Origin of the sequence: Streptomyces sp. NPDC096046 (assembly GCF_040303285.1) — a bacterium.
Taxonomy (GTDB): Bacteria; Actinomycetota; Actinomycetes; order Streptomycetales; family Streptomycetaceae; genus Streptomyces.
Genome location: NZ_JBEOSZ010000007.1, coordinates 198,918 through 222,992, shown reverse-complemented (window position 1 = coordinate 222,992; position 24,075 = coordinate 198,918). Strand labels below are relative to the sequence as shown.

22 protein-coding genes are annotated in these 24,075 nt (G+C 72.7%); 10 read left to right on the top strand and 12 right to left on the bottom strand.

The genetic code is table 11. From position 1 onward, the window contains the following. Window positions 1-5: 5 nt before the first annotated feature. The 3 genes from ABTX62_RS09385 to ABTX62_RS09375 are packed head-to-tail and all read right to left on the bottom strand — an operon-like array spanning window position 6 to window position 3,636. Window positions 6-1,712, bottom strand: a complete 1,707-nt coding sequence (locus tag ABTX62_RS09385; RefSeq protein ID WP_352115590.1) for an L-aspartate oxidase — start codon at window positions 1,710-1,712, stop codon at window positions 6-8. Continuing rightward, window positions 1,709-2,710, bottom strand: coding sequence for a pantoate--beta-alanine ligase (gene panC / locus ABTX62_RS09380; RefSeq protein WP_352115589.1), 1,002 nt, complete (start codon window positions 2,708-2,710; stop codon window positions 1,709-1,711). The genes ABTX62_RS09385 and panC overlap by 4 nt, the downstream gene beginning before the upstream one ends. Beyond that, window positions 2,707-3,636, bottom strand: coding sequence for a Rossmann-like and DUF2520 domain-containing protein (locus ABTX62_RS09375; protein ID WP_352115588.1), 930 nt, complete (start codon window positions 3,634-3,636; stop codon window positions 2,707-2,709). The genes panC and ABTX62_RS09375 overlap by 4 nt, the downstream gene beginning before the upstream one ends. A gap of 180 nt (window positions 3,637-3,816) precedes the next feature. Between ABTX62_RS09375 and ABTX62_RS09370 the strand changes: the two genes are divergently transcribed. Continuing rightward, the gene (locus ABTX62_RS09370) at window positions 3,817-5,013 is read left to right on the top strand and encodes a threonine aldolase family protein (protein ID WP_352115587.1); all 1,197 of its coding nucleotides are present in this window, start codon (window positions 3,817-3,819) and stop codon (window positions 5,011-5,013) included. A gap of 366 nt (window positions 5,014-5,379) precedes the next feature. Here the strand turns inward: ABTX62_RS09370 and ABTX62_RS09365 are convergent, their stop codons facing one another. Further along, window positions 5,380-6,048, bottom strand: a complete 669-nt coding sequence (locus ABTX62_RS09365; RefSeq protein WP_352115586.1) for a response regulator — start codon at window positions 6,046-6,048, stop codon at window positions 5,380-5,382. 54 nt (window positions 6,049-6,102) lie between these two features. Next, window positions 6,103-7,293, bottom strand: coding sequence for a sensor histidine kinase (locus tag ABTX62_RS09360; protein ID WP_352115585.1), 1,191 nt, complete (start codon window positions 7,291-7,293; stop codon window positions 6,103-6,105). A 118-nt stretch (window positions 7,294-7,411) separates the two neighbouring features. Between ABTX62_RS09360 and ABTX62_RS09355 the strand changes: the two genes are divergently transcribed. After that, window positions 7,412-8,404 (top strand): SAM-dependent methyltransferase, encoded by a 993-nt coding sequence (locus ABTX62_RS09355; protein ID WP_352115584.1) that lies wholly within the window; start codon window positions 7,412-7,414, stop codon window positions 8,402-8,404. A 3-nt stretch (window positions 8,405-8,407) separates the two neighbouring features. On the opposite strand, the gene ABTX62_RS09350 is transcribed toward ABTX62_RS09355, so the two are convergent. Beyond that, window positions 8,408-9,559, bottom strand: coding sequence for an NADH-quinone oxidoreductase subunit D (locus ABTX62_RS09350; RefSeq protein ID WP_352115583.1), 1,152 nt, complete (start codon window positions 9,557-9,559; stop codon window positions 8,408-8,410). A gap of 31 nt (window positions 9,560-9,590) precedes the next feature. Here ABTX62_RS09350 and ABTX62_RS09345 point away from each other — a divergent pair, with 31 nt between their 5' ends. Continuing rightward, complete coding sequence (locus ABTX62_RS09345; RefSeq protein WP_352115582.1) at window positions 9,591-10,121, top strand: PH domain-containing protein; 531 nt, start codon at window positions 9,591-9,593, stop codon at window positions 10,119-10,121. Next, the gene (locus tag ABTX62_RS09340; protein ID WP_352115581.1) at window positions 10,118-11,452 is read left to right on the top strand and encodes a PH domain-containing protein; all 1,335 of its coding nucleotides are present in this window, start codon (window positions 10,118-10,120) and stop codon (window positions 11,450-11,452) included. The genes ABTX62_RS09345 and ABTX62_RS09340 overlap by 4 nt, the downstream gene beginning before the upstream one ends. A 125-nt stretch (window positions 11,453-11,577) precedes the next feature. On the opposite strand, the gene ABTX62_RS09335 is transcribed toward ABTX62_RS09340, so the two are convergent. Further along, window positions 11,578-12,855, bottom strand: a complete 1,278-nt coding sequence (locus tag ABTX62_RS09335; protein ID WP_352115580.1) for a hypothetical protein — start codon at window positions 12,853-12,855, stop codon at window positions 11,578-11,580. A 134-nt stretch (window positions 12,856-12,989) separates the two neighbouring features. After that, window positions 12,990-14,108: an alpha/beta hydrolase gene (locus tag ABTX62_RS09330; protein WP_352115579.1), complete on the bottom strand. Its 1,119-nt coding sequence runs from the start codon at window positions 14,106-14,108 to the stop codon at window positions 12,990-12,992. Window positions 14,109-14,341: 233 nt separating this feature from the next. Between ABTX62_RS09330 and ABTX62_RS09325 the strand changes: the two genes are divergently transcribed. The 6 genes from ABTX62_RS09325 to ABTX62_RS09300 all read left to right on the top strand — a co-directional run bounded on the left by ABTX62_RS09325 (window position 14,342) and on the right by ABTX62_RS09300 (window position 19,392). Beyond that, entirely contained in the window at window positions 14,342-16,177 is a 1,836-nt protein-coding gene (locus ABTX62_RS09325; protein ID WP_352115578.1) for a phosphatidylglycerol lysyltransferase domain-containing protein, read from the top strand. A 72-nt stretch (window positions 16,178-16,249) separates the two neighbouring features. Next, window positions 16,250-17,137: a dihydropteroate synthase gene (folP, locus tag ABTX62_RS09320; protein ID WP_352115577.1), complete on the top strand. Its 888-nt coding sequence runs from the start codon at window positions 16,250-16,252 to the stop codon at window positions 17,135-17,137. Then, a complete protein-coding gene (locus ABTX62_RS09315) occupies window positions 17,134-17,640 on the top strand; it encodes a nuclear transport factor 2 family protein (protein ID WP_352115576.1) in 507 nt (168 codons plus the stop codon). The genes folP and ABTX62_RS09315 overlap by 4 nt, the downstream gene beginning before the upstream one ends. A gap of 236 nt (window positions 17,641-17,876) precedes the next feature. After that, a complete protein-coding gene (gene folB, locus ABTX62_RS09310; RefSeq protein WP_283967943.1) occupies window positions 17,877-18,236 on the top strand; it encodes a dihydroneopterin aldolase in 360 nt (119 codons plus the stop codon). Further along, entirely contained in the window at window positions 18,233-18,844 is a 612-nt protein-coding gene (gene folK, locus ABTX62_RS09305) for a 2-amino-4-hydroxy-6-hydroxymethyldihydropteridine diphosphokinase (RefSeq protein WP_352115575.1), read from the top strand. The genes folB and folK overlap by 4 nt, the downstream gene beginning before the upstream one ends. Window positions 18,845-18,903: 59 nt before the next feature. Further along, complete coding sequence (locus tag ABTX62_RS09300; protein WP_352115574.1) at window positions 18,904-19,392, top strand: DUF3180 domain-containing protein; 489 nt, start codon at window positions 18,904-18,906, stop codon at window positions 19,390-19,392. Window positions 19,393-19,412: 20 nt separating this feature from the next. Here ABTX62_RS09300 and folE read toward each other — a convergent pair whose 3' ends face one another. The 4 genes from folE to tilS form a co-directional block, all read right to left on the bottom strand. Further along, window positions 19,413-20,018 carry a GTP cyclohydrolase I FolE gene (folE, locus tag ABTX62_RS09295; RefSeq protein WP_352115573.1) on the bottom strand — a complete coding sequence of 202 codons (606 nt, stop codon included), beginning with the start codon at window positions 20,016-20,018 and terminating at the stop codon, window positions 19,413-19,415. Between the two features lie 126 nt (window positions 20,019-20,144). Continuing rightward, window positions 20,145-22,184, bottom strand: a complete 2,040-nt coding sequence (gene ftsH / locus ABTX62_RS09290) for an ATP-dependent zinc metalloprotease FtsH (RefSeq protein WP_352115572.1) — start codon at window positions 22,182-22,184, stop codon at window positions 20,145-20,147. A 186-nt stretch (window positions 22,185-22,370) separates the two neighbouring features. Then, on the bottom strand, window positions 22,371-22,931 hold the full coding sequence (gene hpt / locus ABTX62_RS09285) for a hypoxanthine phosphoribosyltransferase (RefSeq protein WP_030845937.1): 561 nt from the start codon (window positions 22,929-22,931) through the stop codon (window positions 22,371-22,373). A 62-nt stretch (window positions 22,932-22,993) separates the two neighbouring features. After that, window positions 22,994-24,031: a tRNA lysidine(34) synthetase TilS gene (gene tilS, locus ABTX62_RS09280; protein WP_283967947.1), complete on the bottom strand. Its 1,038-nt coding sequence runs from the start codon at window positions 24,029-24,031 to the stop codon at window positions 22,994-22,996. Window positions 24,032-24,075: the final 44 nt, after the last annotated feature.

Below are 24,075 nucleotides of genomic sequence, written 5' to 3'. Positions count from 1 at the left end.
GTCGGTCACTGCTCCTGGTGGGCCTGGGTGGGGAGGGTTGCGGGGAAGTGTGTGGCGTCCGTGGTGTGCACGGCCAGCGTGCGGTCCGGATTGAGGCGCACGACGATGTGGCGGCGCCAGGTGGTGTCGTCGCGCTCGGGGCGGTCCTCGCGCCAGTGGCAGCCCCGGGTCTCCTCCCGCAGCAGGGCGGCGGCGACCAGGACCCTGGCCACGCACAGGAGGTTGGTGGCCTCCCAGGTGTCGACGCCGGCCTCGGCCGTCTTGCCGTTCTCGGCGAGGGCTTCCCGGGCGTCGGTGTGCAGTCGCTGGAGCTGGTCGGCGGCCTTGCCGAGGGACCCGGCCGAGCGCAGGACGCCCGCACCGCCCGTCATGATCCGCTGGATCGCGAAGCGTGCCTCGGAGGTCTGCAGGGGGTGCTCGGGGATCTCCGGGTGCGGGACCGGCTCGGGCACGCGCGCCTGGAGGCCGTTCGCCGCGATGTCGGCCGCGATGCGCTCGGCGTAGACGAGGCCTTCGAGCAGGGAGTTGGACGCCAGCCGGTTGGCGCCGTGCACACCGGTGCAGGCGACCTCGCCGCACGCGTACAGGCCGGGGACGGTGGTCCGGCCGTGGGAGTCGGTGCGTACGCCGCCGGAGGCGTAGTGGGCGGCCGGGGCGACCGGGACGGGGGTGGTGACCGGGTCGATGCCGTGGGCGCGGCAGGCGGCGAGGATCGTCGGGAAGCGGTGTTCCCACATCTGGGCGCCGAAGTGACGGGCGTCGAGGAACATGTGCTCGGCGTCCTGCTCCTGCATGCGGCGCATGATGCCCTTGGCGACGATGTCACGGGGGGCGAGTTCGGCGAGTTCGTGCTGCCCGACCATGAAGCGCACGCCGTCGGCGTCGATCAGGTGGGCACCCTCGCCGCGCACGGCCTCGGAGACCAGGGGCTGCTGGCCCTCCGCGTCCGGGCCGAGGAACAGCACGGTCGGGTGGAACTGGACGAACTCCAGGTCGCTGACCTCCGCGCCCGCCCGCAGCGCGAGCGCCACGCCGTCGCCCGTCGACACCGACGGGTTGGTGGTCGCCGAGAAGACCTGGCCCATGCCGCCGGTCGCGAGGACCACCGCGGGGGCGTGGACGGCCCCGACGCCGTCGTGCTGGCCCTCTCCCATGACGTGCAGGCTCACGCCGGCGGTGCGGCCCTCGGCGTCCGTGAGGAGGTCCAGGACGAGCGCGTTCTCGACGGTGCGCATGCCCCGCGCGCGGACGGCCTCGACCAGGGCGCGGGAGATCTCGGCGCCGGTGGCGTCGCCGCCCGCGTGGGCGATGCGGCGGCGGTGGTGGCCGCCCTCGCGGGTCAGTGCCAGCTCGCCCTCGGACTCGTCGAACCGGGCGCCGGTCTCGATGAGGCGGCGTACGGCGTCGGGGCCCTCGGTGACCAGCAGGCGGACGGCGTCCTCGTCGCACAGGCCCGCACCCGCGACCAGGGTGTCGTCCAGGTGCTGCTCGGGGGTGTCGCCGTCGCCGAGGGCCGCGGCGATGCCGCCCTGCGCCCAGCGGGTGGAGCCGTCGTCGAGACGGGCCTTGGTGACGACGACCGTCCGCAGGCCCGCGGCCTCGCAGCGCAGGGCGGCGGTCAGGCCCGCGACGCCGGAGCCGACGACGACCACGTCCGCGGCGATGGACCACCCGGGGGCGGGCGCGTGCAGTCGTATGCCTGTGGTGGTCACGAGGCGGCTCCGAAGCTTCCGAAGGTGAGGGGGATGTTGTCGATCAGCCGGGTCGTGCCGATCCGGGCGGCGACGGCGAGGACGGCGTCGCCGGTGAAGTCGTCCCCGATCTCGGTGAAGTCCGAGGGGTCGACCAGGGCGAGGTAGTCCAGGGCGAGCGGCGGATCGAGGCGGGCGGCCTCGTCGAGGAGCTGGCGGGCGGCCGCGCGTACGGCCGCCGGGCCGCCCGGGACGGCCGTCGCCACGGCGTGCGCGTCGGCCGCCGCGCGGGACTCCCCTATGGCGCTGAGGGCCTCGGCACGCGCCTGTGTGGCGGGTACTTCGCGGGCCCGGGCGCGCAGCGCCTCCTGCGCGGCATGCCGGTCCCGGCCCGCGAACAGAGCACCGGACAGGGCGAGGGCGGTGCGCCGCTCGGCGGCCGAGAGGTAGCGGTTGCGGCTGGACAGGGCCAGGCCGTCCTCCTCGCGGACGGTGGGCACACCGACGATCTCCACGCCGAAGTTCAGGTCCCGCACCATGCGGCGGATCAGGGCGAGCTGCTGGGCGTCCTTCTGCCCGTACAGGGCGACGTCGGGGCGCGTGAGGTGCAGCAGCTTGGCGACGACGGTGAGCATGCCGTCGAAGTGGCCGGGACGGGAGGAGCCCTCCAGGCGCTCGCCCATGGGGCCGGCGGTGATGCGGACCTGGGGCTCGCCGCCGGGATACACCTCGTCCACGGCGGGGGCGAACACCACGTCGGCGCCCGATTGTTCGGCGAGCTTGATGTCGGCGTCCAGGGTGCGCGGGTAACGGTCGAGGTCCTCCCCCTCGCCGAACTGCAGCGGGTTGACGAAGACGGTGACGACGACCTCTCCGTCCGGCCCGGCGATGCCGCGCGCGGTGCGGATCAGCGTGGCGTGGCCCTCGTGCAGGGCGCCCATGGTCATCACCACGGCGCGGCGACCCGCACGCGTGCGTGCCCGCAGTTCACCCGCGGTGCGCAGCAGGGTGGTGGTCATCGGGCGCCCCCTTCGGTGCCGTCGGTCCCGGTGGCGAGTACCCCGAGGAGGTCCTCGGCGAGTTCCGGCTTCAGCAGGCCGTGGGCCAGGGCCCGGTCGGCGGTCGCGCGGGCCATCGCCAGATAACCGGCGACGGTCTGCGGGGCGTGCCGGCGCAGCTCGGTGACGTGCGCGGCGACCGTGCCCGCGTCCCCGCGTGCGACCGGGCCGGTCAGGGCGGCGTCGCCGGAGCGCAGGGCGTTGTCCAGGGCCGCGCCGAGCAGCGGGCCGAGCATCCGGTCGGGGGCCGACACCCCGGCCGCGATCAGCAGCTCCATGGACTGGGCGACCAGCGTGACCAGGTGGTTCGCGCCCAGGGCGAGCGCCGCGTGGTAGAGCGGCCGGTTCTCCTCGGCGATCCACTCCGGTTCGCCGCCCATCTCGATGACCAGGGCCTCGGCGGCCAGGCGCAGCTCCTCGGGGGCGGTGACGCCGAAGGAGCAGCCGGCCAGCCGCTGGACGTCCACGGGGGTGCCGGTGAAGGTCATCGCGGGGTGCAGGGCCAGCGGCAGGGCGCCCGCGCGCAGGGCGGGGTCGAGCACCCGCGCGCCGTACCGGCCGGAGGTGTGGACGAGCAGCTGCCCGGGCCGCACGGACCCGGTGTCGGCGAGACCGGTGACCAGCTCGGGCAGGGCGTCGTCGGGAACGGTCAGCAGCACCAGGTCGGCCCGCTTCAGGACCTCGGCGGGCGGCATCACCGGCACCTCGGGCAGCAGTTGCGCGGCCCGGCGCCGGGAGGTCTCCGAGACCGCCGAGACGGCGACCGGGCGGTGACCGGCGAGCTGCAGGGACGCCGCCAGGGCGGGGCCGACACGGCCGGCGCCGACGACGCCGACGGTGAGCCGCGCGGGGCGGTCCTTGGGGTCTGGCTGTGGGGTTGTGTTCACTCGACGACGGCCTTCCCGTTCCAGTCCGCTCCGGGTACCGGACGATTTCTCGTCATGTTAACGCGATCGGTTCGAGGGGCGTTCGGTCGTCCACAGGCTGTGCACGCCCGTGCGGCGTTCCCGGGAGGGCGTAGCGAAATGCGGATGCCCGGCGACGCGCGGGCGAGGGAGGATCCGGCCATGACCGACACAACAGCGGAACAGGACGGGCAGCCGGACGGACGGCGGGCGGACGAGGACCGGGGGGCACGACTGCGGGAGCGGCGGCTGGCCGCCCACCGCGCGGCACGGCGCGTGTTCGCGCGCTTCGGCTTCCACCGCACCCTCCGGGAACGCCTGGCGGTGCTGGAGGAGGCGGCGGGCGTGCACGACCTGGACGAACTGTCCGACCTGTACGGCGGCGGTGTCGTCGAGGCGCTGGAGACGAAGGTGGCCGGGCTGCTCGGCACCGAGGCCGCCGCGTTCTTCCCGACGGGCACGATGGCCCAGCAGGTGGCCCTGCGCTGCTGGGCCGGCCGCACCGGGAACCCGACGGTCGCCCTGCACGCGCTCAGCCATCCCGAGGTGCACGAGCGGAACGCGTTCAGCGAGGTCGGCGGTCTGCGCCCGGTACGGCTGACGAGCGAGCCGCGGCTGCCGACCGCCGCGGAGGTGCGCGACTTCGAGGAGCCCTTCGGGGCGCTGATGCTGGAACTGCCCCTCAGGGACGCCGGTTTCCTGCTGCCCACCTGGGAGGAGCTCACCGCGGTCGTGGAGGCCGCGCGGGAACGGGACGCGGTCGTGCACTTCGACGGGGCCCGGCTGTGGGAGTCCACGGTCCACTTCGGCCGGCCCCTGGAGGAGATCGCGGGCCTGGCCGACAGCGTCTACGTGTCGTTCTACAAGTCCCTGGAGGCGTTCGGGGGCGCGGCGCTCGCGGGTCCGAGGGAGTTCGTCGAGGAGGCGAAGACCTGGCGGCACCGGTACGGCGGGATGGTCTTCCAGCAGTTCCCCACGGTGCTGTCGGCGCTGGTCGGGCTGGAGCGGCAACTGCCCCGGCTGCCGGAGTACGTGGTGCACGCGCGCCTGGTGGCCGCCGCGATGCGCGAGGGGTTCGCGGCGGCCGGGGTGCCGTGGGCGCGCGTGCATCCGGAGGCGCCGCACACCCACGACTTCCAGGTGTGGCTGCCCTACGAGCCGGACGTCCTCGCGGAGGCGGCGGTCCGCGCGGCCGAGGAGACGGGGGTCGTCCTTTTCGGCAGCGGCTGGGAGCGGGGCGGCCCCGGGCTGGCGTTCACGGAGGTGCATGTGCGGGCCGAAGGACTGGAGTGGACCGCCGAGGACGTGAAGGCGGCGGTGGCCGAGTTCGTGGCCCGGCTGCCGGAGCGGGACGGGTAAGGCGGCGCCACCGCCACCGCCACACGGCCTCCCGGAACGGCAGCGGTCCTGGCGGCCCGCCAGGACCCCACGGAAGCGCCGTTCGTCGCGCCGCTCCCGTACCACCGGCCGGTCGTGGGTGCCCGGCGCGGGCCGGGCGGGCTCGCCGAGCAAGCGGGCGCGGTGGGCTCCCGTACCACCGGCCGGTCGTGGGTGCCCGGCGCGGCCCGGGCGGGCTCGCCGAGCAAGCGGGCGCGGTGGACCAGGCGGGCCTGATCACCCGCCGCCGCGGCCGCTGCTCCCGCACCAGCTGGACGTGACCTTGGTGACCCTGCTCGGCAGCGAGTCCCTGGAGGGATCCTCAGGTAGCGGGCCCGGGCGGGCGGGTCAGCCGTGCCCGCCGGCCCGCACCAGCCCCGTCTCGTAGGCCAGCACCACGACCTGCACCCGGTCCCTGAGGCCCAGCTTGGTCAGGATGCGGCCCACGTGCGTCTTCACGGTCGCCTCCGACAGCACCAGCCGCGCCGCGATCTCACCGTTGGACAGGCCCTGCGCGACCAGCCCCATGACCTCGCGCTCGCGTTCGGTGAGCCGCTCCAGCTCCTTGTGCTGGGGCTGCTTGGTGCCCGGCAGCATGGGCGCGAAGCGGTCCAGGAGCCGCCGGGTGGTGGAGGGCGCGACGACGGCGTCACCGCTGTGCACGGCCCTGATCGCGGCCAGCAGCTCGGCCGGCGGCACGTCCTTGAGCATGAAGCCGGAGGCGCCCGCCTTCAGCCCGGAGAAGGCGTACTCGTCGAGGTCGAAGGTGGTCAGGATGAGCACCTTCGGCGGGTCGGTGTCCGCGCAGATCCGCCGGGTCGTCTCCACCCCGTCGAGCTTCGGCATGCGGACGTCCATCAGCACCACGTCGACCTCGGCCGTGCGCAGTTCCCGGAGGGCCTCGACACCGTCGCCCGCCTCCGCGACGACCTCCATGTCCGGCTGGGCGGCGAGCACCATCCGGAACCCGGTGCGCAGCAGCACCTGGTCGTCGACGAGCATCACGCGGATCGCCATCGGTCCTCTTCCCTAAGGGTCGTTACAGGTGTCAGCAAGGGGCGTGTGCCGGTGTCAGTGCGCGGGTTTGAGCGGCAGCAGGGCACTGATGCGGAATCCTCCGCCCGGGCGCGGGCCCGCGTCCAGGGTGCCGCCGACCATACCGACCCGCTCGCGCATGCCGATCAGGCCGTGGCCCTGACCGTCGAACCCGCCCTCCTCGTACAGCTCGTGCGGGGCGCCCTTGCCGTCGTCCTCGACGAGCAGGCCGAGGCCGTCGTCGAAGTACACCAGGCGCACGCTCGCGCCCGCGTTGGCGCCGCCGTGCTTGCGGGTGTTGGTGAGCGCCTCCTGCACGATGCGGTAGGCGGTGAGCTCGACGCCGCTGGGCAGCGGGCGGGGCGTGCCCTCGACCTTGAAGTCGACGGGCAGTCCGGAACCGCGGCACTGCTCGACGAGGTCCTCGATCTGCCGCACATCGGGCTGCGGCACGTACTCGCCGGCCTCCTGGTGCTCACCGGTGCGCAGCACGCCCAGCAGGCGGCGCATCTCGGCGAGGGCCTGGCGGCCGGTGGAGGAGATGGTCTCCAGGGCCTTCTTGGCCTGGTCGGGCGCGGCGTCGAGGACGTAGGCGGCACCGTCGGCCTGGACCACCATCACCGAGACGTTGTGCGCGACGACGTCGTGCAACTCGCGGGCGATGCGGGCGCGTTCGGCGGCGACGGCGACCTTGGACTGCGCCTCGCGCTCCTTCTCCAGTCGGGCGGCCCGCTCCTCGAGCTGCGCGAAGTAGGCGCGGCGGGTGCGCATGGAGTCGCCCAGCACCCAGGCGAGGGCGAAGGGCACGGCCATGAAGACGGTCAGGACGATGTTGCCGAAGACGGAGGTCTCGTCGCTCGGCCAGCGCGCCTGGGCCAGGGGGGCCGCGCACAGGCCGGCGCCCAGCGCGAAGCGGGAGGCCCAGCGCGCGCCCTCCGCGGCGACCGTGTAGACGATCACGAGCATGGCGAAGTCGGCAGGGCTGATCTCCACGTCGGTGATCAGCTGGGCCACCCCGGCCGCGGCCGCGAGCAGCAGCATCTTCTCCGGCATCCGCCGGCGCAGCGCGATCACCAGGCACAGCAGCAGGACGAGCGGAACGGCGGCGGCCGGAGGTCCGTAACCGCCCCCCACACCGCCCACCAGCGACATCCCGAGGAGGACGACGGCCCAGGTGCCGTCGACCCACGTCGGGTGCCTGCGGAGGAAGTCATAGAGGCGCTGCACGTAACCCAGCGTAGGGAAGCGGGATAGGTGCAGGGGTCAACCGGAGGGCCGATCCGTACCCGTCGCGCATACTCCGCAAGGTGGAGTTGCGTACGTTGCGTGCGCTTAGCCTGGGCCGGTGACAGCGGGAACCGGAGACCAGTGGCGCGGGTGGCGTGCGGCGGCGCAGGACGCCCTGTACGCGCCGGGGGGCTTCTACCGGCGCGCGGAGGGGCCGGCCGGACATTTCCGGACGTCCGTGCACGCCTCGCCACTGTTCGCCGGGGCCGTGGCCCGGCTGCTGTGCCGGGTCGACGAGGCCCTGGGGCGGCCCGCGGCGCTGGATCTCGTCGACATGGCGGCCGGGCGGGGCGAGCTGGCCGGCGGGGTGCTCACCGCGCTCCCCGCCGATGTGGCGGCCCGCACGCGCGCGTACGCCGTCGAGATCGCCGAGCGGCCCGCGGGGCTCGATCACCGGATCGAGTGGCTGGCCGAGCCCCCGCGGGGGACGACCGGGCTGCTGATCGCCAACGAATGGCTGGACAACGTCCCCGTGGAGGTCGCCGAGGTGGACGCCGCGGGCGTCGCGCGGCGGGTGCTGGTCCGGGAGGACGGCACCGAGCGGCTCGGTGAGCCGGTGGGCGGGGAGGCGGCGCGGTGGCTGGAGCGGTGGTGGCCGCTGCCCGGCGAGGAGGGACTGCGGGCCGAGATCGGCCTGCCCCGCGACGAGGCCTGGGCCGCGGCGGTCGCGACGGTCGTCCGGGGACTCGCCGTCGCCGTGGACTACGCGCACACGGCGGGCACCCGGCCGCCGTTCGGGACGCTCACCGGCTTCCGCGGGGGCCGCGAGACCACACCGGTGCCGGACGGCTCGTGCGACCTCACCGCCCATGTCGCCCTGGACGCGTGCGCGCTGCCCGGCGGGCGGGTGCTTCCGCAGCACGAGGCGCTGCGCGCCCTGGGCGTGACCGGCGCGCGCCCCCCGCTCACGCTGGCCTCCACCGACCCCGCCGGGTACGTGCGCGCCCTCGCGCGTGCCGGAGAGGCCGCCGAGCTCACCGCCGCGGGCGGGCTGGGCGACTTCGGCTGGCTGGTACAGCCGGTGGCGATCCCGGACCCGTTCCGGGAATGAGCCCTACTTGTCGATGTCCCCGACCACGAAGAACATCGACCCCAGAATCGCCACCATGTCCGCCACCAGCGTCCCCGGCAGCAGCTCCGTCAGCGCCTGGATGTTGTTGTACGACGCCGAGCGCAGCTTCAGCCGGTACGGGGTCTTCTCGCCCTTGCTGACGAGGTAGTAGCCATTGATGCCGAGGGGGTTCTCGGTCCAGGCGTACGTGTGGCCCTCGGGCGCCTTCAGGACCTTCGGCAGCCGCTGGTTGACCGGCCCGGGCGGCAGCTCGGCGAGCCGGTCCAGGCAGGCGTCGGCCAGGTCCAGCGCGTTGTGCGTCTGCTCCAGGAGGCACTCGAAGCGGGCCAGGCAGTCGCCCTCCTGCCGGGTGACCACCTTCAGGGTGTCCTGGAGCTGGCCATAGGCGAGGTACGGCTCGTCCCGGCGCAGGTCGAAGTCGACGCCCGAGGCGCGCCCGATCGGCCCGCTCACCCCGTAGGCGTGCACGGCCTCCGGCGTGAGCCCGCCCACGCCCCGGGTGCGGCCCCGGAAGATCTCGTTGCCGAGCACCAGGTCGTCGAAGCGGTCCATCCGGGAGCGCACATCGGCGACGGAGGCACGCGCGCGCGTGGTCCACCCGGCCGGCAGGTCCTCCTTGAGGCCGCCGACCCGGTTGAACATGTAGTGCATCCGCCCGCCGGAGACCTCCTCCATGACGTGCTGGAGCTCCTCGCGCTCCCGGAAGGCGTAGAAGATCGGGGTGATGCCGCCGAGCTCCAGCGGGTACGAGCCGAGGAACATCAGGTGGTTGAGCACCCGGTTCAGCTCGGCCAGCAGGGTGCGCAGCCACACCGCGCGCTCGGGCACCTCCATGCCGAGCATCCGCTCCACGGCGAGGACCACGCCCAGCTCGTTGGAGAACGCCGACAGCCAGTCGTGGCGGTTGGCGAGCATGATGATCTGGCGGTAGTCGCGCGCCTCGAACAGCTTCTCCGCGCCGCGGTGCATATAGCCGATCACCGGCTCCGCGTGCCTGATGCGTTCGCCGTCCAGGACAAGCTTCAGCCGCAGCACGCCATGGGTGGACGGGTGCTGCGGCCCGATGTTGAGCACCATGTCGGTGCTCTCCGCGGCGCCGCCGATTCCGACCATGGTCTCCGTCGTAGGAGTCATGGACACAGTCTCTCCTACGTACGCTGGCCCTATGGATACGGGGAGTGCGCAGGGGGCGGGACCGGACGGGCCGCGGGGCACGGTCGAGGCGGCCGGGGTCGAGCCGGTGTGGATCGCGCTGCCGCCCGGCCTGCTGAGGATGCGCCGGCTGCTGCTGGTGGTGTGGCTCGGGCTGATCGCCCTGGCCGCCGGGCTGCTGCCGGGGCTGCTGGCCGGGCCCGCCTGGGCCGCCTTCGCGCTGCCGCCGCTGGCGCTGATGGCCTGGGGCTGGGGGATGATCGAGCGCAACTGGCGTTCCTGGCGGTACGCCGAGCGCGCCGACGACCTGCTGATCAGCCGTGGCGTGCTGTGGCGGGAGGAGACGGTCGTGCCCTACGGCCGGATGCAGCTGGTCGAGGTCACCTCCGGGCCCGTCGAACGGCACTTCGGGCTGGCCAGCGTGCAACTGCACACGGCCGCCGCGGCCACCGACGCGACCATCCCCGGCCTGGACCCGGCCGAGGCGGAACGGCTGCGCGACCGGCTCACCGAGCTGGGCGAAGCCCGGTCGGCGGGGCTGTGACGGCGCCCGGGGCCGCCGAGACCTCACCGGGGGCCGTCGAGGTCATCGAGCGGCGGCTGCACCCCGTCACACCGCTGCGCCGCGCCTGGGCACCGGTCGCCGTGCTCATCGGCTGGACCGTGCACGACCCCGACGGGGCGCAGCGCCATCTGACCCGGCTGACGACGACCACCCTGCTGATCGGCCTCGCCGTGCTCGTCCCGGCCGCCGCCCTCTACGGCTTCTGCTCCTGGTGGTTCACGCACTTCGCGGTGACCGAGACCGAACTGCGCATCCGTACCGGACTCGTCTTCCGGCGCACCGCGCACATCCGGCTGGAGCGGATCCAGGCCATCGACGTCACCCAGCCGCTGCTGGCCCGGGTCGCGGGCGTGTCCAAGCTCAAACTCGACGTCATAGGCACCGACAAGAAGGACGAACTGGCCTTCCTCGGCGCCGATGAGGCCCGGTCGCTGCGGGCCGAACTGCTCGCCCGGGCGGCCGGTTTCGCCCCCGAGACCGCGCACGAGGTGGGCGAGGCCCCGTCCCGGCGGCTGCTGCGGGTGCCGCCCGGCGTGCTCGCCCTGTCGCTGGTGCTGACGGGTGCCACCTGGGTGTCGCTGGCCGCGGCGCTCGTCGTCCCGCCGGTGCTGTGGCTGTTCACCCACAGCCTGTGGACGGTCCTCGCGGTCGCCCTGCCGCTGCTGGGCGCGGCGGGCGCGAGCAGCGTGGGGCGGTTCGTCGCCGAGTACGACTGGACGGTGGGCGAGTCGCCCGACGGGCTGCGCATCGACCACGGGCTGCTGGACCGGGCCCACGAGACGGTCCCGCCGGGGCGCGTGCAGACCGTGCGGATCGTGGAACCGCTGCTGTGGCGGCGGCGCGGCTGGGTGCGCGTGGAACTGGACGTGGCGGGCTCGTCCAACTCCGTGCTGGTGCCGGTGGCTCCGCGCGAGATCGCCGAGGACGTGATCGGGCGCGTGCTGCCCGGGGTGAGCGTGCCGGAGGCCGCGGCCCTGTCGCCCGCGCCGCGCAACGCCCGCTGGTGCGTGCCCCTGTGGTGGCGGGGCTACGGACTCGCCGTCACGGACGCGGTGTTCGCGGCCCGGTCCGGGCTGCTGCGGCGGAGCCTGGCGCTGGTGCCGCACGCCAAGGTGCAGAGCGTGCGGATGACGCAGGGGCCGTGGGAGCGGGCCCGGGGCGTCGCCGACGTGTGTGTGGACACGGGCGCGAACAAGACGGTGCGGGCCCGGCTGCGGGAGGCCGGTGAGGCACGCGCGTTGCTGGCCGCGCAGGCGGAGCGGTCCCGGACGGGGCGCGGGGACGCGCGGCCGGACCGCTGGATGGCCTGACCGTCCGCACGCAGCAGGGCCCCGCGTCCAACGGCCACGGTCCCCGCAACTCCCACAGATCGCGGGCGTTGCGAGGACCGTTAGAACCCAAGCCGCAGCCGAGGGGCCCTGCGTCGCGGCGAGCGTCAGGACACCGCGCTGCGCAGTCCCTGGAGGTCGATCTGCTCCGTCTCGTCGTGCGCCGTCAGGTCGATGACCTGGCCGATGCCGCGCGACTCCTCGTCGGCCGGCTTGTACCGGGCCTCGGTCTCGGCCTTGTGCAGGGCGAGCGCCTCCTGGCCGACGACATCGGCGAGGTCCTCGTTCTGCACGGCCTCCAGGGCCGCGCGCGAGGTGCCCGCCTTGGTGCCGAAGAAGTCGAATCCGCCCTCCGCCAGCGGACGCCGGACCGGCGGCTGCGGCGGGACGGCCACCGCGGTCGGCACGGTGTAGTGCCCGGAGAGCCGGCCCCCGGACCGCTCGGCCCGGGCGGACTCCGGCAGCTGACCGGCCTCGCCGACCGGGCCGGAGCTCTTTCCGGCCGGGCCGGAGGTCTCGCCGCGCAACGCGGAGGTCTCGGCGCCGGGCGCGGAGGTCTCGGCGCCGGGCGCGGGCGTGTCGGCGGTCGCGCGCTCGTGCCCGTCGGCGGCCGCCTCGGACCGCCCCTGCTTCTCGTCCTCCCGCGCCTGTTCCCCCCGCTCCGCCTGCTCCTGCTTCGGCTGCTGCGCGGACTCCGCGTCCTCGCCCCGCGGCACGCCGTCGCCGTCACCGCCGCCGTCCGGGTCCGGGGCCGTCTCACCGTCGAACCGGGCCAGTGCGGCAGCGGCCCGCAGGAAGAGCCGGGTACCCTCGGGCGAGAACACGGCGGGAACCGCGGGCTCCTCCGCGGCGGCGAGAGCGGCCGGCGCCTCGTCCGGCCCCGGCGCCGCGTCCGCCGTCCCCGCCGGCAGCGCGGCCCGTGCCGGAACCGTCGCCTCTATCTCGAGCACCCGGCGTTCCTCCAGGACGCTCGCGCGCTCGGTCTCCGCCGTGGCGTACCGGCGCAACAGCGCGGCGTGCTCGTTGCGCAGCCCGGCCAGTTCCGTGCGCTTGGCGCGCAGCCGCTGCTCCAGCTTGCCGCGCAGTTCGCGCGACTCCTCCAGGTCGGCCTCCAGTTCGGCGACCCGCTCCTCGAAGCGCCACTCGTCGCTCGCACGCGCGCGTGTGAGGTCGGCGACGCGCTTGCCCGCCTGGGTGTCCCAACGGCGCAGCACGACCGCGCCGATGACCGCCGTCGCCGCCGCGGCGGCGGCCAGACCGCGGAGCACCATCGGCTCCGTGAACACCCAGGGCCCCAAGGCGCAGACGAGGGAGACGCCTGCGATCGCCGACGGGGGCAGCAGCCTGTGCAGGGGCGGGGAATGGCGGTGACGTCCACGTGGCATGGCCAGAAACTTACCGCGCGTAGGCGAATCATGGTGACCCACCCCGCAAAAACAAAGCCACACCGAAACGTTCACACGGCATCCGAACGCGCGAAGAAGTGGAATCGGCCGCTCAAGCAATTCCCAAGATCATTTCAACGCCCGCTCAGCCGCCCGCTCATCCACTCCAGGGCCGCCGGAATCTCACGCCGCCAGGTGTTGAAGTTGTGCCCACCGCTTTCCAAGACGATCGACGAGATCCGCGTCCGCCCGTTGCCCTCCACCCGCTCTATGAACCGCAGCGTGTCCCGGTAGTTGGCCTCTCCCCGCTTACTGCTGCTGACCAGCAGGGACGTATCGGGAGCGGGCATGTGCGCGAGGTACCACCACAGATCGGCGCGATTGCGCAGCCCCTTGTCGCCCTGGAAGAGATCGCCTGTCGTGGCGTCGATCGGCGCCTTGTAGTACGCGGACAAGCCCGCCCCGGCGCCGTACACATCGGGATGGTGCAGGGCGATCTTCAACGCGCAGTAGCCGCCCGTGGAGTTGCCGATGATGCCCAGACCACCCGGCTTATCGGCCACCCTGTAGTGGGTGCGCAACGCGTCGGGGAGATCCTTCGCGAAGAACGACTCGGTCTGCGGACCGCCCGGGATGTCGACGCACTCCGTGTCCCGGGGCGGCGCCACCGTGGGACGCAGCATCACGAGGATCATCGGCTTCGCCCGGCCGTCCCGGGCCAGTTCCAGCGCCGTACGCGGATAGTGGAGCTTCTCCACCAGCGCCGACGCCGTACCCGGATAGCCGGTCAGCACGACGGCCGTCGGGAACCTGTGGGTGCGGTACCGCGACTGGAAGTACTCCGGCGGCAGATAGACGTACGCAGGCGTCGAGATCCGCGTCGTACGGCCCACGATGTCGACCTGCTGGACCCGGCCGCCGGCCCGGGGCGCCACGCCGCCCGCCCCCGGCACCCGCCGCGAGCCGACCACCTCCAGCGGACCGCCGCCCGGCGTGTGGTCGACGACCACGCCCTGGTCCTTCTCCTGCCCGAACAGGTCCGCCCAGCTCGCGTAGAAGCCGAAGGCCTGGTTGGCGGCGAGGCCCACCGCGGCGAACAGCGCCAGCTGGGTGCCCAGCAGCAGGCCGACCCGCCCGCTCACGGCACGCCAACTGCGCCGGGCCAGCCGTGGCCACAGCCAGACCGTGCCGGCGAACAGCAGCACGGCGGACACCTCCGCCAGCGCCAGCGTTGTGTTGCTCGTCAGACCCATGGGTTGGTTACCTGTCCGCGCTCTCTGTCCGGGCCCGCCCCGCGATCACACCTTCGCAAGGGCTTGCCCCGGACTTTCCTCAGCCTTTGAAACGGCTTTGACATGGGGAGTGAACCTCTCCCCCCGAGACACCGTCCTAGAGGGCGCAATGTCGCCGGATGACCGAAGCGGCACCGGATTCAAGGTCTCTCGCAGAACTACGGGATGCGATGTCTGTCAGGACAGATGAGGAAATGTCGGGCGAGGTTCCGAGTCGCGGCAGCGGCACGGCCCGTCCGGGCCGGGTGCACCGGATACTGAGCGGACCACGCCCCGAGGCGGTCCCTGTCCTCGTCGGCAGAGCCTGCGCCCTGGTGGGCGCCCTGGACATCGCCGCGGGCGTCTTCCCCCGCTTCCGGCACAGCCGGATGCACACCATCGCCGAGGTCCTGCCCGGCGCGCTCGGCCCGTTCGCGGCCGCCCTCTCCCTCAGCACCGGCGTGCTGTTGCTGCTGCTCGCCCACGGCCTCAAGCGCGGCAAGCGCCGGGCCTGGCGGGCCGCGGTGGCGCTCCTGCCCGCCGGTGCCGTCGCGCAGTTCACCTACCGGCACTCGCTCGTGGGCGTGCTGATCTCCCTGGCCCTGCTGGCGCCCCTGCTGCGCCACCGCGACCAGTTCAACGCCCTGCCCGACCCGCGCAGCCGCTGGCGGGCCCTGGCCAACTTCGTCCTCATGGGCGCCGGTTCACTGCTGCTCGGACTGCTCATCGTCAGCGTCCACGCCGAGCACATCGTCGGCGACCCGAGCCTCGCCGACCGCATCACCCACGTCATCTACGGCCTGTTCGGCTTCGAGGGCCCCGTCGACTACCAGGGCAACACCTCCTGGACCGTCGCCTTCTCCCTCGGCGCCCTCGGTCTGCTCACCGCCGTCACCACCATCTACCTGGCCTTCCGCCCCGAACACCCGGCCGCACAGCTCACCGAGGAGGACGAGGCCCGGCTGCGCGCCCTGCTGGACAAGCACGGGCGCCGCGACTCCCTCGGCCACTTCGCCCTGCGCCGCGACAAGGCCGTCGTCTTCTCCCCCAGCGGCAAGGCCGCGGTGACCTACCGGGTGGTCTCCGGCGTGATGCTGGCCAGCGGCGACCCGATCGGCGACGTCGAGGCCTGGCCCGGCGCCATCGAACGGTTCATGGACGAGGCCAAGGCCCACTCCTGGACCCCCGCCGTCATGGGCTGCTCCGAGACCGGCGGCGAGGTGTGGACCCGCGAGACCGGGCTCGACGCCCTCGAACTGGGCGACGAGGCGGTGGTGGACGTCGCGGATTTCTCCCTCGCCGGCCGCGCGATGCGCAACGTGCGTCAGATGGTCAAGCGCATCGAGCGCGCCGGTTACGAGACCCGGGTACGACGTGTCCGTGACCTCGGCGAAGCCGAACTGGAACGCATCCGCCAAGCCGCCGACGACTGGCGCGGCACCGACACCGAACGCGGCTTCTCCATGGCCCTGGGCCGGGTCGGCGACCCCGCCGACGGCGACTGCCTCATCGCCACCGCCCACAAACAGGACGAGCACCCCGGCCCCTACGGCGACCTGAAGGCGATCCTGCACTTCGTGCCCTGGGGCACCGACGGCGTCTCCCTGGACCTGATGCGCCGCGACCGCTCGGCCGACCCCGGCATGAACGAACTGCTCATCGTGGCCGCCCTCCAGGCCGCCCCCAAGCTGGGCATCGCACGCGTCTCCCTCAACTTCGCCATGTTCCGCGCGGCCCTGGCCCGCGGCGAGAAGATCGGCGCCGGCCCGGTGCTGCGCGCCTGGCGCGGACTGCTGGTCTTCCTCTCCCGCTGGTTCCAGATCGAGTCCCTGTACAAGTTCAACGCCAAGTTCCGGCCGCGCTGGGAGCCGCGCTTCGTCGTCTACCGCGCCTCCGCCGACCTGCCCCGCATCGGCTTCGCCGCCATGCAGGCCGAGGGCTTCGTCAACCTCGCCGTGCCGCTGCCGCGCTTCCTGCGCCGCCGGCGCCCCGCCGCCCACCGCCCGTGCGCCCACGCCGCCAGAGCGGAACGCGACGTCCGGGCGGCCTGACCCGTCCCACGCGGACGCCGTCCGCCCGGGCCGCAGCGCCTGACGGCCCTCGCCGGGGCCTACGCTGAACATATGAGCAACCAGAGCGGACGCGGGCGCGTGGCGGGCCTACCCGAATGGGACCGCTGCGCGGTCATGGGAGTCGTGAACGTCACCCCCGACTCCTTCTCCGACGGCGGCCGCTTCTTCGACACCACGGCCGCCGTCAAACGCGGCCTCGGCCTGGTCACCGAAGGCGCGGACCTGGTCGACGTCGGCGGCGAGTCCACCCGCCCCGGAGCCACCCGGATCGACGAGGCCGAGGAACTGCGCCGCGTCATCCCCGTCGTGCGCGGCCTGGCCTCCGAGGGGGTCACGGTCTCCGTCGACACCATGCGCGCCTCCGTCGCCGAACGGGCCCTCGCGGCCGGTGCCGCCCTGGTCAACGACGTCAGCGGCGGCCTCGCCGACCCCCGCATGATCCCGGCGGTCGCCGACGCCCGCGCCCCCTTCGTCGTCATGCACTGGCGCGGCTACCTCCAGGGCGGCAACGTCCGGGGCGAATACGCCGACGTCGTCACCGAAGTCGTCGACGAACTGCACGCGCGCGTCGAGGCCGTCCTGGCCGGCGGCATCACCCCCGACCGCGTCATCGTCGACCCCGGCCTCGGCTTCTCCAAGGACGCCGAGCACGACCTCGCCCTCCTCGCCCACCTCGACCGGGTCCTCGCCCTCGGCCACCCGCTGCTCGTCGCCGCCTCCCGCAAACGCTTCCTCGGCCGGGTCCTCGCCGCCCCCGACGGCCCGCCACCCCCCGCACGCGAACGCGACGCGGCCACCGCCGCCGTCTCCGCACTCGCGGCGCACGCCGGAGCATGGGCGGTCCGCGTCCACGAGGTACGCGCCACGGCGGACGCCGTCCGGGTCGCCCGCGCCCTCACCGCGGCCCGCGGAACGAGCAGCGCGGAAGGAACCCGGTGAGCGCCCCGCACACCGACGTCGAGCAGGTCGAGGCCGCCAACACCGCCTTCTACGAGGCACTGGAACAGGGCGACTTCGAAGAACTCGCGTCGCTCTGGCTGACCCCCTCCGACCTGGGCGTCGACGAGACCTACCACGACCCGGCCGACACCGGCGTGGTCTCCTGCGTGCACCCCGGCTGGCCCGTACTCACCGGCCGCGGCGAGGTCCTCCGGTCATACGCGCTGATCATGGCGAACACCGACTACATCCAGTTCTTCCTCACCGATGTGCACGTCTCGGTCACCGGCGACACCGCCCTGGTGAACTGCACCGAGAACATCCTCAGCGGCGGCCCCGCCCCCGAGGGCGCCGACGAGGAGCTCGGCCCGCTCGTCGGACAGCTCGTGGTCGCCACCAACGTGTTCCGGCGCACGCCCCAGGGGTGGAAGATCTGGTCGCACCACGCATCCCCCGTCCTGGCCGAAACCGACGAGGACGAACAGGACGACACCCCCACCTGAGTGGGTACGCGCCAGGAAGTGGTTGGAAACACCCAGCCACGGGTAGGGGCGGCTACCAGCCTGTGAGCCGACGGGTTCCCCCGGGAAAACGCCGGATGAACCCTGCCGGACCCGGCCGAAGCCCCCACCCCGTGCCCCGGCCCCGTCGGTGCGCGCAGGTAGATTCGACCGAGGCCGGTGTGCCGACCGCACACGGCACCGCCCGGCCCTGACCGACGATTGCAGGAGTGATTCGCGTGGATCGTGTCGCGCTGCGCGGCCTGAAGGCCCGCGGGCACCACGGGGTGTTCCCGAAGGAACGCGAGGAGGGCCAGACCTTCATCGTGGACCTCGTCCTCGCCCTGGACACCCGCCCGGCCGCGGCCGACGACGACCTGGCGAAGACCGTGCACTACGGCATCGTGGCCGAGGAGGTCGTGGCCGCCGTCCAGGGCGAGCCCGTCGACCTCGTCGAGACCCTCGCCGAGCGCATCGCCCAGGTCTGCCTGAAGCACGAGGTGGTGCAGGAGGTCGAGGTCTGCGTCCACAAGCCGGACGCCCCGATCACCGTCCCCTTCGACGACGTGACCGTCACCATCACCCGGAGCCGAGTATGACCGCGCCCTTCATCAAGGGTCCGACCGACCCGACCGTACAGCCGGTGCCCGCCTCCGTCGTCGAGAAGGTCGACGCCGCCGACACGACGCTGTCCAACCCCAAACGGGCCGTGGTCGCCCTCGGCTCCAACCTCGGCAACCGCCTGGAGACCCTCCAAGGGGCCATCGACGCCCTGGAGGACACGCCCGGCGTCCGCGTCAAGGGCGTCTCCCCGGTCTACGAGACCGAGCCCTGGGGCGTGGACCCCGGCAGCCAGCCCGCCTACTTCAACGCCGTCGTCGTCCTCAAGACCACCCTTCCGCCGTCCTCGCTCCTGGAGCGCGCACACGCGGTCGAAGAGGCCTTCCACCGCGTCCGGGACGAGCACTGGGGCCCCCGCACCCTCGACGTCGACATCGTGTCCTACGCCGAGCTCGTCTCCGACGACCCGCGGCTCACCCTCCCCCACCCCCGCGCCCACGAACGCGCCTTCGTCCTGGCCCCCTGGCACGACCTGGACCCCGAGGCGCAGCTGCCCGGCCGTGGCCCCGTGGCCGGTCTGCTGGACGCCGTCACCCGCGACGGAGTGACGCCCCGCGCGGACCTGGAACTCCGGCTGCCCGAGTAGCCGTTAAGGTCAAGACGGCCGCGAACCGGGCCGGAAGCCGGGGGAATCGAAGGGACACCGTGAGAGAGCTGCGTATCCGGGTGCTGGCCGGCGTCTTCGTCGTGGCCGCAGTCCTGTCCTGGGCGGGCGCCCGCCTGTGGAACTCGGTCGGAACGCTCCCCAGCGTCCCCCTGGCCGCCCCCGTCGTCCTCGCCGTGATCGCCGTGATCCTGCTGGCCACCGCGCTCTCGATCCGCGCCCGTCTCAGGGCCCAGCGCGAGCGCCGCCCCGAGGCCAAGGGCGTCGACCCCCTCATGGCGGCCCGCGCGGTCGTCTTCGGCCAGGCCAGTGCCCTGGTCGCCGCCCTCGTCTCCGGCATGTACGGCGGCACCGGCGTCTTCCTCCTGGAGTCCCTCGACATCCCCGCCCGCCGCGACCAGGCCGTCTACGCCGGCCTTTCCGTCCTCGCGGGTATCGGCGTCATAGCGGCAGCGATCTTCCTGGAACGCGTGTGCAAGCTCCCGGAAGACGACGAGAACGACGGCACGGGAGTGGCCCCGACGGTCTGACGCGGGGCTTCGGCAGGGCGTCAGCGGGCCATGATGAGGCTCATCGCCTCGTTCCGCGTGGCCATGTCCCGCAGCTGCCCCCGCACGGCCGACGTCAGCGTCTTGGCTCCAGGCTTGCGGATCCCCCGCATCGACATGCACATGTGCTCGCACTCCACGACGACGATGACCCCGCGCGGCTCCAATATCTCCATCAGGGAGTCCGCGATCTGCGTGGTGAGGCGTTCCTGCACCTGTGGGCGCCGGGCGTAGACGTCCACGAGACGGGCCAGCTTGGACAGCCCTGTGATCTTGCCGTTGGTGGCCGGGATGTACCCGACGTGTGCGACTCCCCGGAACGGTACGAGATGGTGCTCACAGGTCGAGTACACCTCGATGTCCTTCACCAGCACCATCTCGTCGTGCCCGATGTCGAACGTCGTCGTCAGCACGTCCTCGGGCTTCTGCCACAGCCCCGCGAATATTTCCTTGTACGCCCGCGCCACCCGCGCCGGCGTCTCCCGGAGGCCCTCGCGGTCCGGGTCCTCACCGACCGCGATCAGCAGTTCGCGTACGGCGTTCTCGGCGCGCTTCTCGTCGAACTCGCCGATCCGGCCGTCGCCGTCCAGCGTCACGGGGTCGGTCATCTGGTGCCTCGTTCCTGTGTCTTCACGGGGCGGCCTGCGGAAATGGCGAAAAGCCGCGCCCCCCAGGCTAAAACCTGGGGAGCGCGGCATCCATTCCGGGGCCGTGGGCCGCCGGGAGAGCCCGGATCAGCTCTCGGGGCGGTCCTCCGGGGTGCGCTCGGGCGCCGGGGCGGGCTCCGCCGCGGTGCTCTTCGCGGTGGAGATGGCCGGCGTCGCGCCGTTCGCACCGTTCGTCAGGGCCAGCTCCTTGGGGGAGAGGACCGGCGGGCGGGTGGACGGCGTGCGGCGGGAGGAGCCGGTCCAGGCGGGCCTGGGCGGGCGCTTGACGATGGGGGCGAAGATCTCGGCGATCTGCTCCTTGCCCAGCGTCTCCTTCTCCAGGAGCTGCAGCACGAGGTTGTCGAGGACGTCGCGGTTCTCGACCAGGATCTCCCAGGCCTCGTTGTGCGCGGTCTCGATGAGCTTCTTGACCTCTTCGTCCACCAGCGCGGCGACCTCTTCCGAGTAGTCGCGCTGGTGAGACATCTCACGGCCGAGGAAGGGCTCGGTGTTGTCGCCGCCGAACTTGATCGCGCCGAGACGCTCGGTCATTCCGTACTGCGTGACCATCGCGCGGGCCAGGCCGGTGGCCTTCTCGATGTCGTTCGCGGCGCCCGTGGTGGGGTCGTGGAAGACGAGCTCCTCGGCCGCGCGGCCGCCCAGCATGTAGGCGAGCTGGTCCAGCATCTCGTTGCGCGTGGTCGAGTACTTGTCCTCGTCCGGCAGGACCATCGTGTAGCCGAGGGCACGGCCTCTCGACAGGATCGTGATCTTGTGGACGGGGTCGGAGTTCGGCGAGGCCGCCGCGACCAGGGCGTGTCCGCCCTCGTGGTACGCGGTGATCTTCTTCTCCTTGTCCGACATGATCCGGGTCCGCTTCTGCGGGCCCGCGACCACACGGTCGATCGCCTCGTCCAGCATGTGGTTGTCGATCAGCTTCTGGTCGCTGCGGGCCGTCAGCAGGGCGGCCTCGTTCAGCACGTTGGCCAGATCGGCACCCGTCATGCCGGGCGTACGGCGGGCGACGGCCGACAGGTCGACGTCGGGCGCGACCGGCTTGCCCTTCTGGTGGACCTTGAGGATCTCCAGACGGCCCTGCATGTCCGGGCGGTCGACGGCGATCTGCCGGTCGAAGCGTCCGGGGCGCAGGAGCGCCGGGTCGAGGATGTCGGGCCGGTTCGTGGCGGCGATGAGGATCACGCCGCCCTTGACGTCGAAGCCGTCCATCTCGACGAGGAGCTGGTTCAGGGTCTGCTCGCGCTCGTCGTGACCGCCGCCGAGGCCGGCGCCGCGGTGGCGGCCGACCGCGTCGATCTCGTCGACGAAGACGATCGCCGGGGCGTTCGCCTTGGCCTGCTCGAACAGGTCTCGGACCCGGGAGGCACCGACACCGACGAACATCTCGACGAAGTCGGAACCGGAGATCGAGTAGAAGGGAACGCCCGCCTCGCCCGCGACGGCGCGTGCGAGCAGGGTCTTGCCGGTGCCGGGGGGCCCGTAGAGCAGGACGCCCTTGGGGATCTTGGCGCCGACGGCCTGGAACTTGGCCGGTTCCTGGAGGAACTCCTTGATCTCGTGGAGTTCCTCGACGGCCTCTTCGGATCCGGCGACGTCGGAGAAGGTGGTCTTGGGGGTGTCCTTGGTGATGAGCTTCGCCTTGGACTTCCCGAAGTTCATGACCCGGGAGCCGCCGCCCTGCATCTGATTCATCAGGAACAGGAACACGACCACGATCAGCACGAAGGGCAGCAGGGAGAGCAGGATGCCGACGAACGGGTTCTGCTTGGACGGCGAGACGGTGTAGCCGTCCGGGATCTGCTTGTCCTGGTACTTGTTCTGCAGGTTGTTGGCGATGGCCACGCCCTGATCGCCGATGTAGCTCGCCTGGATCTTCGAGCTGCCCTCGATCTTTGCGCCGTCTTTGAGCGTGACCTTGATGATCGACTCGTCACCGGTGGTGAGCTTGGCCGACTCGACCTTGTTCTGGTTGATCGCCTGGACGACCTGGCCGGTGTCCACCGTCTTGTAGCCGCCGGACGAGCCGACGACCTGCATCAACACGACCACGGCAAGGACGGCCAGCACGATCCACATGACCGGCCCACGGAAGTATCGCTTCACGTCCATCCATACGGAGCGGTGCCGCCCCGTCCCTCCTGCCATAGTGAGTTTGATAAAGACTGTTCTTCGGACGGTACCCCAGCATTGTCACCTGAAGCCGCGAGGGACGGCTGGCGATCCGCCTACGCCTGCTCCAACGGCGGGAAGTCCGCTGGGGTTCCCGATCACCGGCACGGCACCCCGGCCGGGGTGTCAGCCGCCGTACACGTGGGGCGCGAGCGTACCGACGAACGGGAGATTGCGGTACTTCTCGGCGTAGTCGAGGCCGTAGCCCACGACGAATTCGTTGGGGATGTCGAAGCCGACCCATTCCACGTCGATGGCCACCTTCGCGGCCTCGGGCTTGCGCAGCAGCGTGCACACCTTGAGGGAGGCGGGCTCGCGCGAGCCGAGGTTGGAGAGCAGCCAGGACAGGGTCAGGCCGGAGTCGATGATGTCCTCGACGATCAGGACGTGCTTGCCCTTGATGTCGGTGTCGAGATCCTTGAGGATCCGCACCACACCGGAGGACTGGGTGCCCGCCCCGTACGAGGATACGGCCATCCAGTCCATGGTGACGGGGGTGGACAGCGCCCGAGCGAGGTCGGCCATGACCATCACCGCGCCCTTGAGGACTCCGACGATCAGAAGGTCCTTGCCCGCGTACTCCGCGTCGATCTTCGCTGCCAGCTCCGCCAGCTTGGCGTCGATCTCTTCCTTGGTGATGAGCACCTTCTCGAGGTCGGCACCCATGTCTTTCGCGTCCACCCGCATCACTTTCGGTCGTCCCACCGGCCGAGCGGCCCCTCCTGGCGACTGCGGGGAGGGGTCGCGGTTCAGCCTTGCCGAATCACCAGTCTGCCACCCTGCCGCTGTGCCACGACTTTGCCGGGGAGGTTGATGGCTCCCTGACCGCGCCAGCCGGTGATCAGCCGGTCGACTTCCTCGATGTGACGGGCGAACAACGATCCGGCGGGCGCACCGGCCGCGATGGCGGCCCGGCGCAGGACGCGGCGGCGTACGGCGGGCGGCAGGGCGTAGAGCTTGGCGCACTCCAGGAGTCCGGCGTCGTCGCGGACGGTGGCCTCGGCCTGGCCCGCCCAGGAGTCGAGGGCGTCGGCGTCGTCGCGGGAGAGCCGGGCCGTGCGGGCGAGGGCTTCGACGACGCCCTTGCCGAGGGCCTTCTCCAGGGCGGGCAGGCCCTCGTGGCGCAGCCGGGAGCGGGTGTAGGCCGGGTCGGCGTTGTGGGGGTCGTCCCAGACGGGCAGGGACTGGACCATGCAGGCCTTGCGGGCGGTCTGCCGGTCGAGTCCCAGGAAGGGGCGGCGGTAGCGGCCACCGGCCCCCGAGACCGCGGCCATGCCGGACAGGGAGCGGATGCCGGAGCCCCGGGCGAGGCCGAGCAGGACGGTTTCGGCCTGGTCGTCGCGGGTGTGGCCGAGCAGGACCGCGGCGGCGCCGTGGCGTTCGGCGGCGGTGTCGAGTGCGGCGTAGCGGGCGTCGCGGGCGGCGGCTTCGGGTCCGCCGGCGCGGCCGACGGTGACGGCGACGGAGTCGACCGGGTCGAGGCCGAGTTCGCGCAGGCGCTGGACGACCTCCGCGGCGCGGGCGTCGGAGCCGGGCTGGAGTCCGTGGTCGACGGTGACGCCGCCGGCCCTGATGCCGAGCTTGGGGGACTCGAAGGCGAGGGCGGAGGCGAGGGCCATCGAGTCGGCGCCGCCGGAGCATGCCACGAGCACGAGCGGCGGCTGCTGCGGCTCGTGCGGGGAGGCGTGCGGGACCGCGGCGGGGGCGCGGTGGTGTTCGGTGAGGAGGTCGTGGAGGACGCGGCGGACCGCCAGGCGTATCGCCGCGACCGCAGGATGGGGACCCATGTCCGGTTCCCTTCATGAAGTTTTCGGGGGGTGAGCCCGCGTGT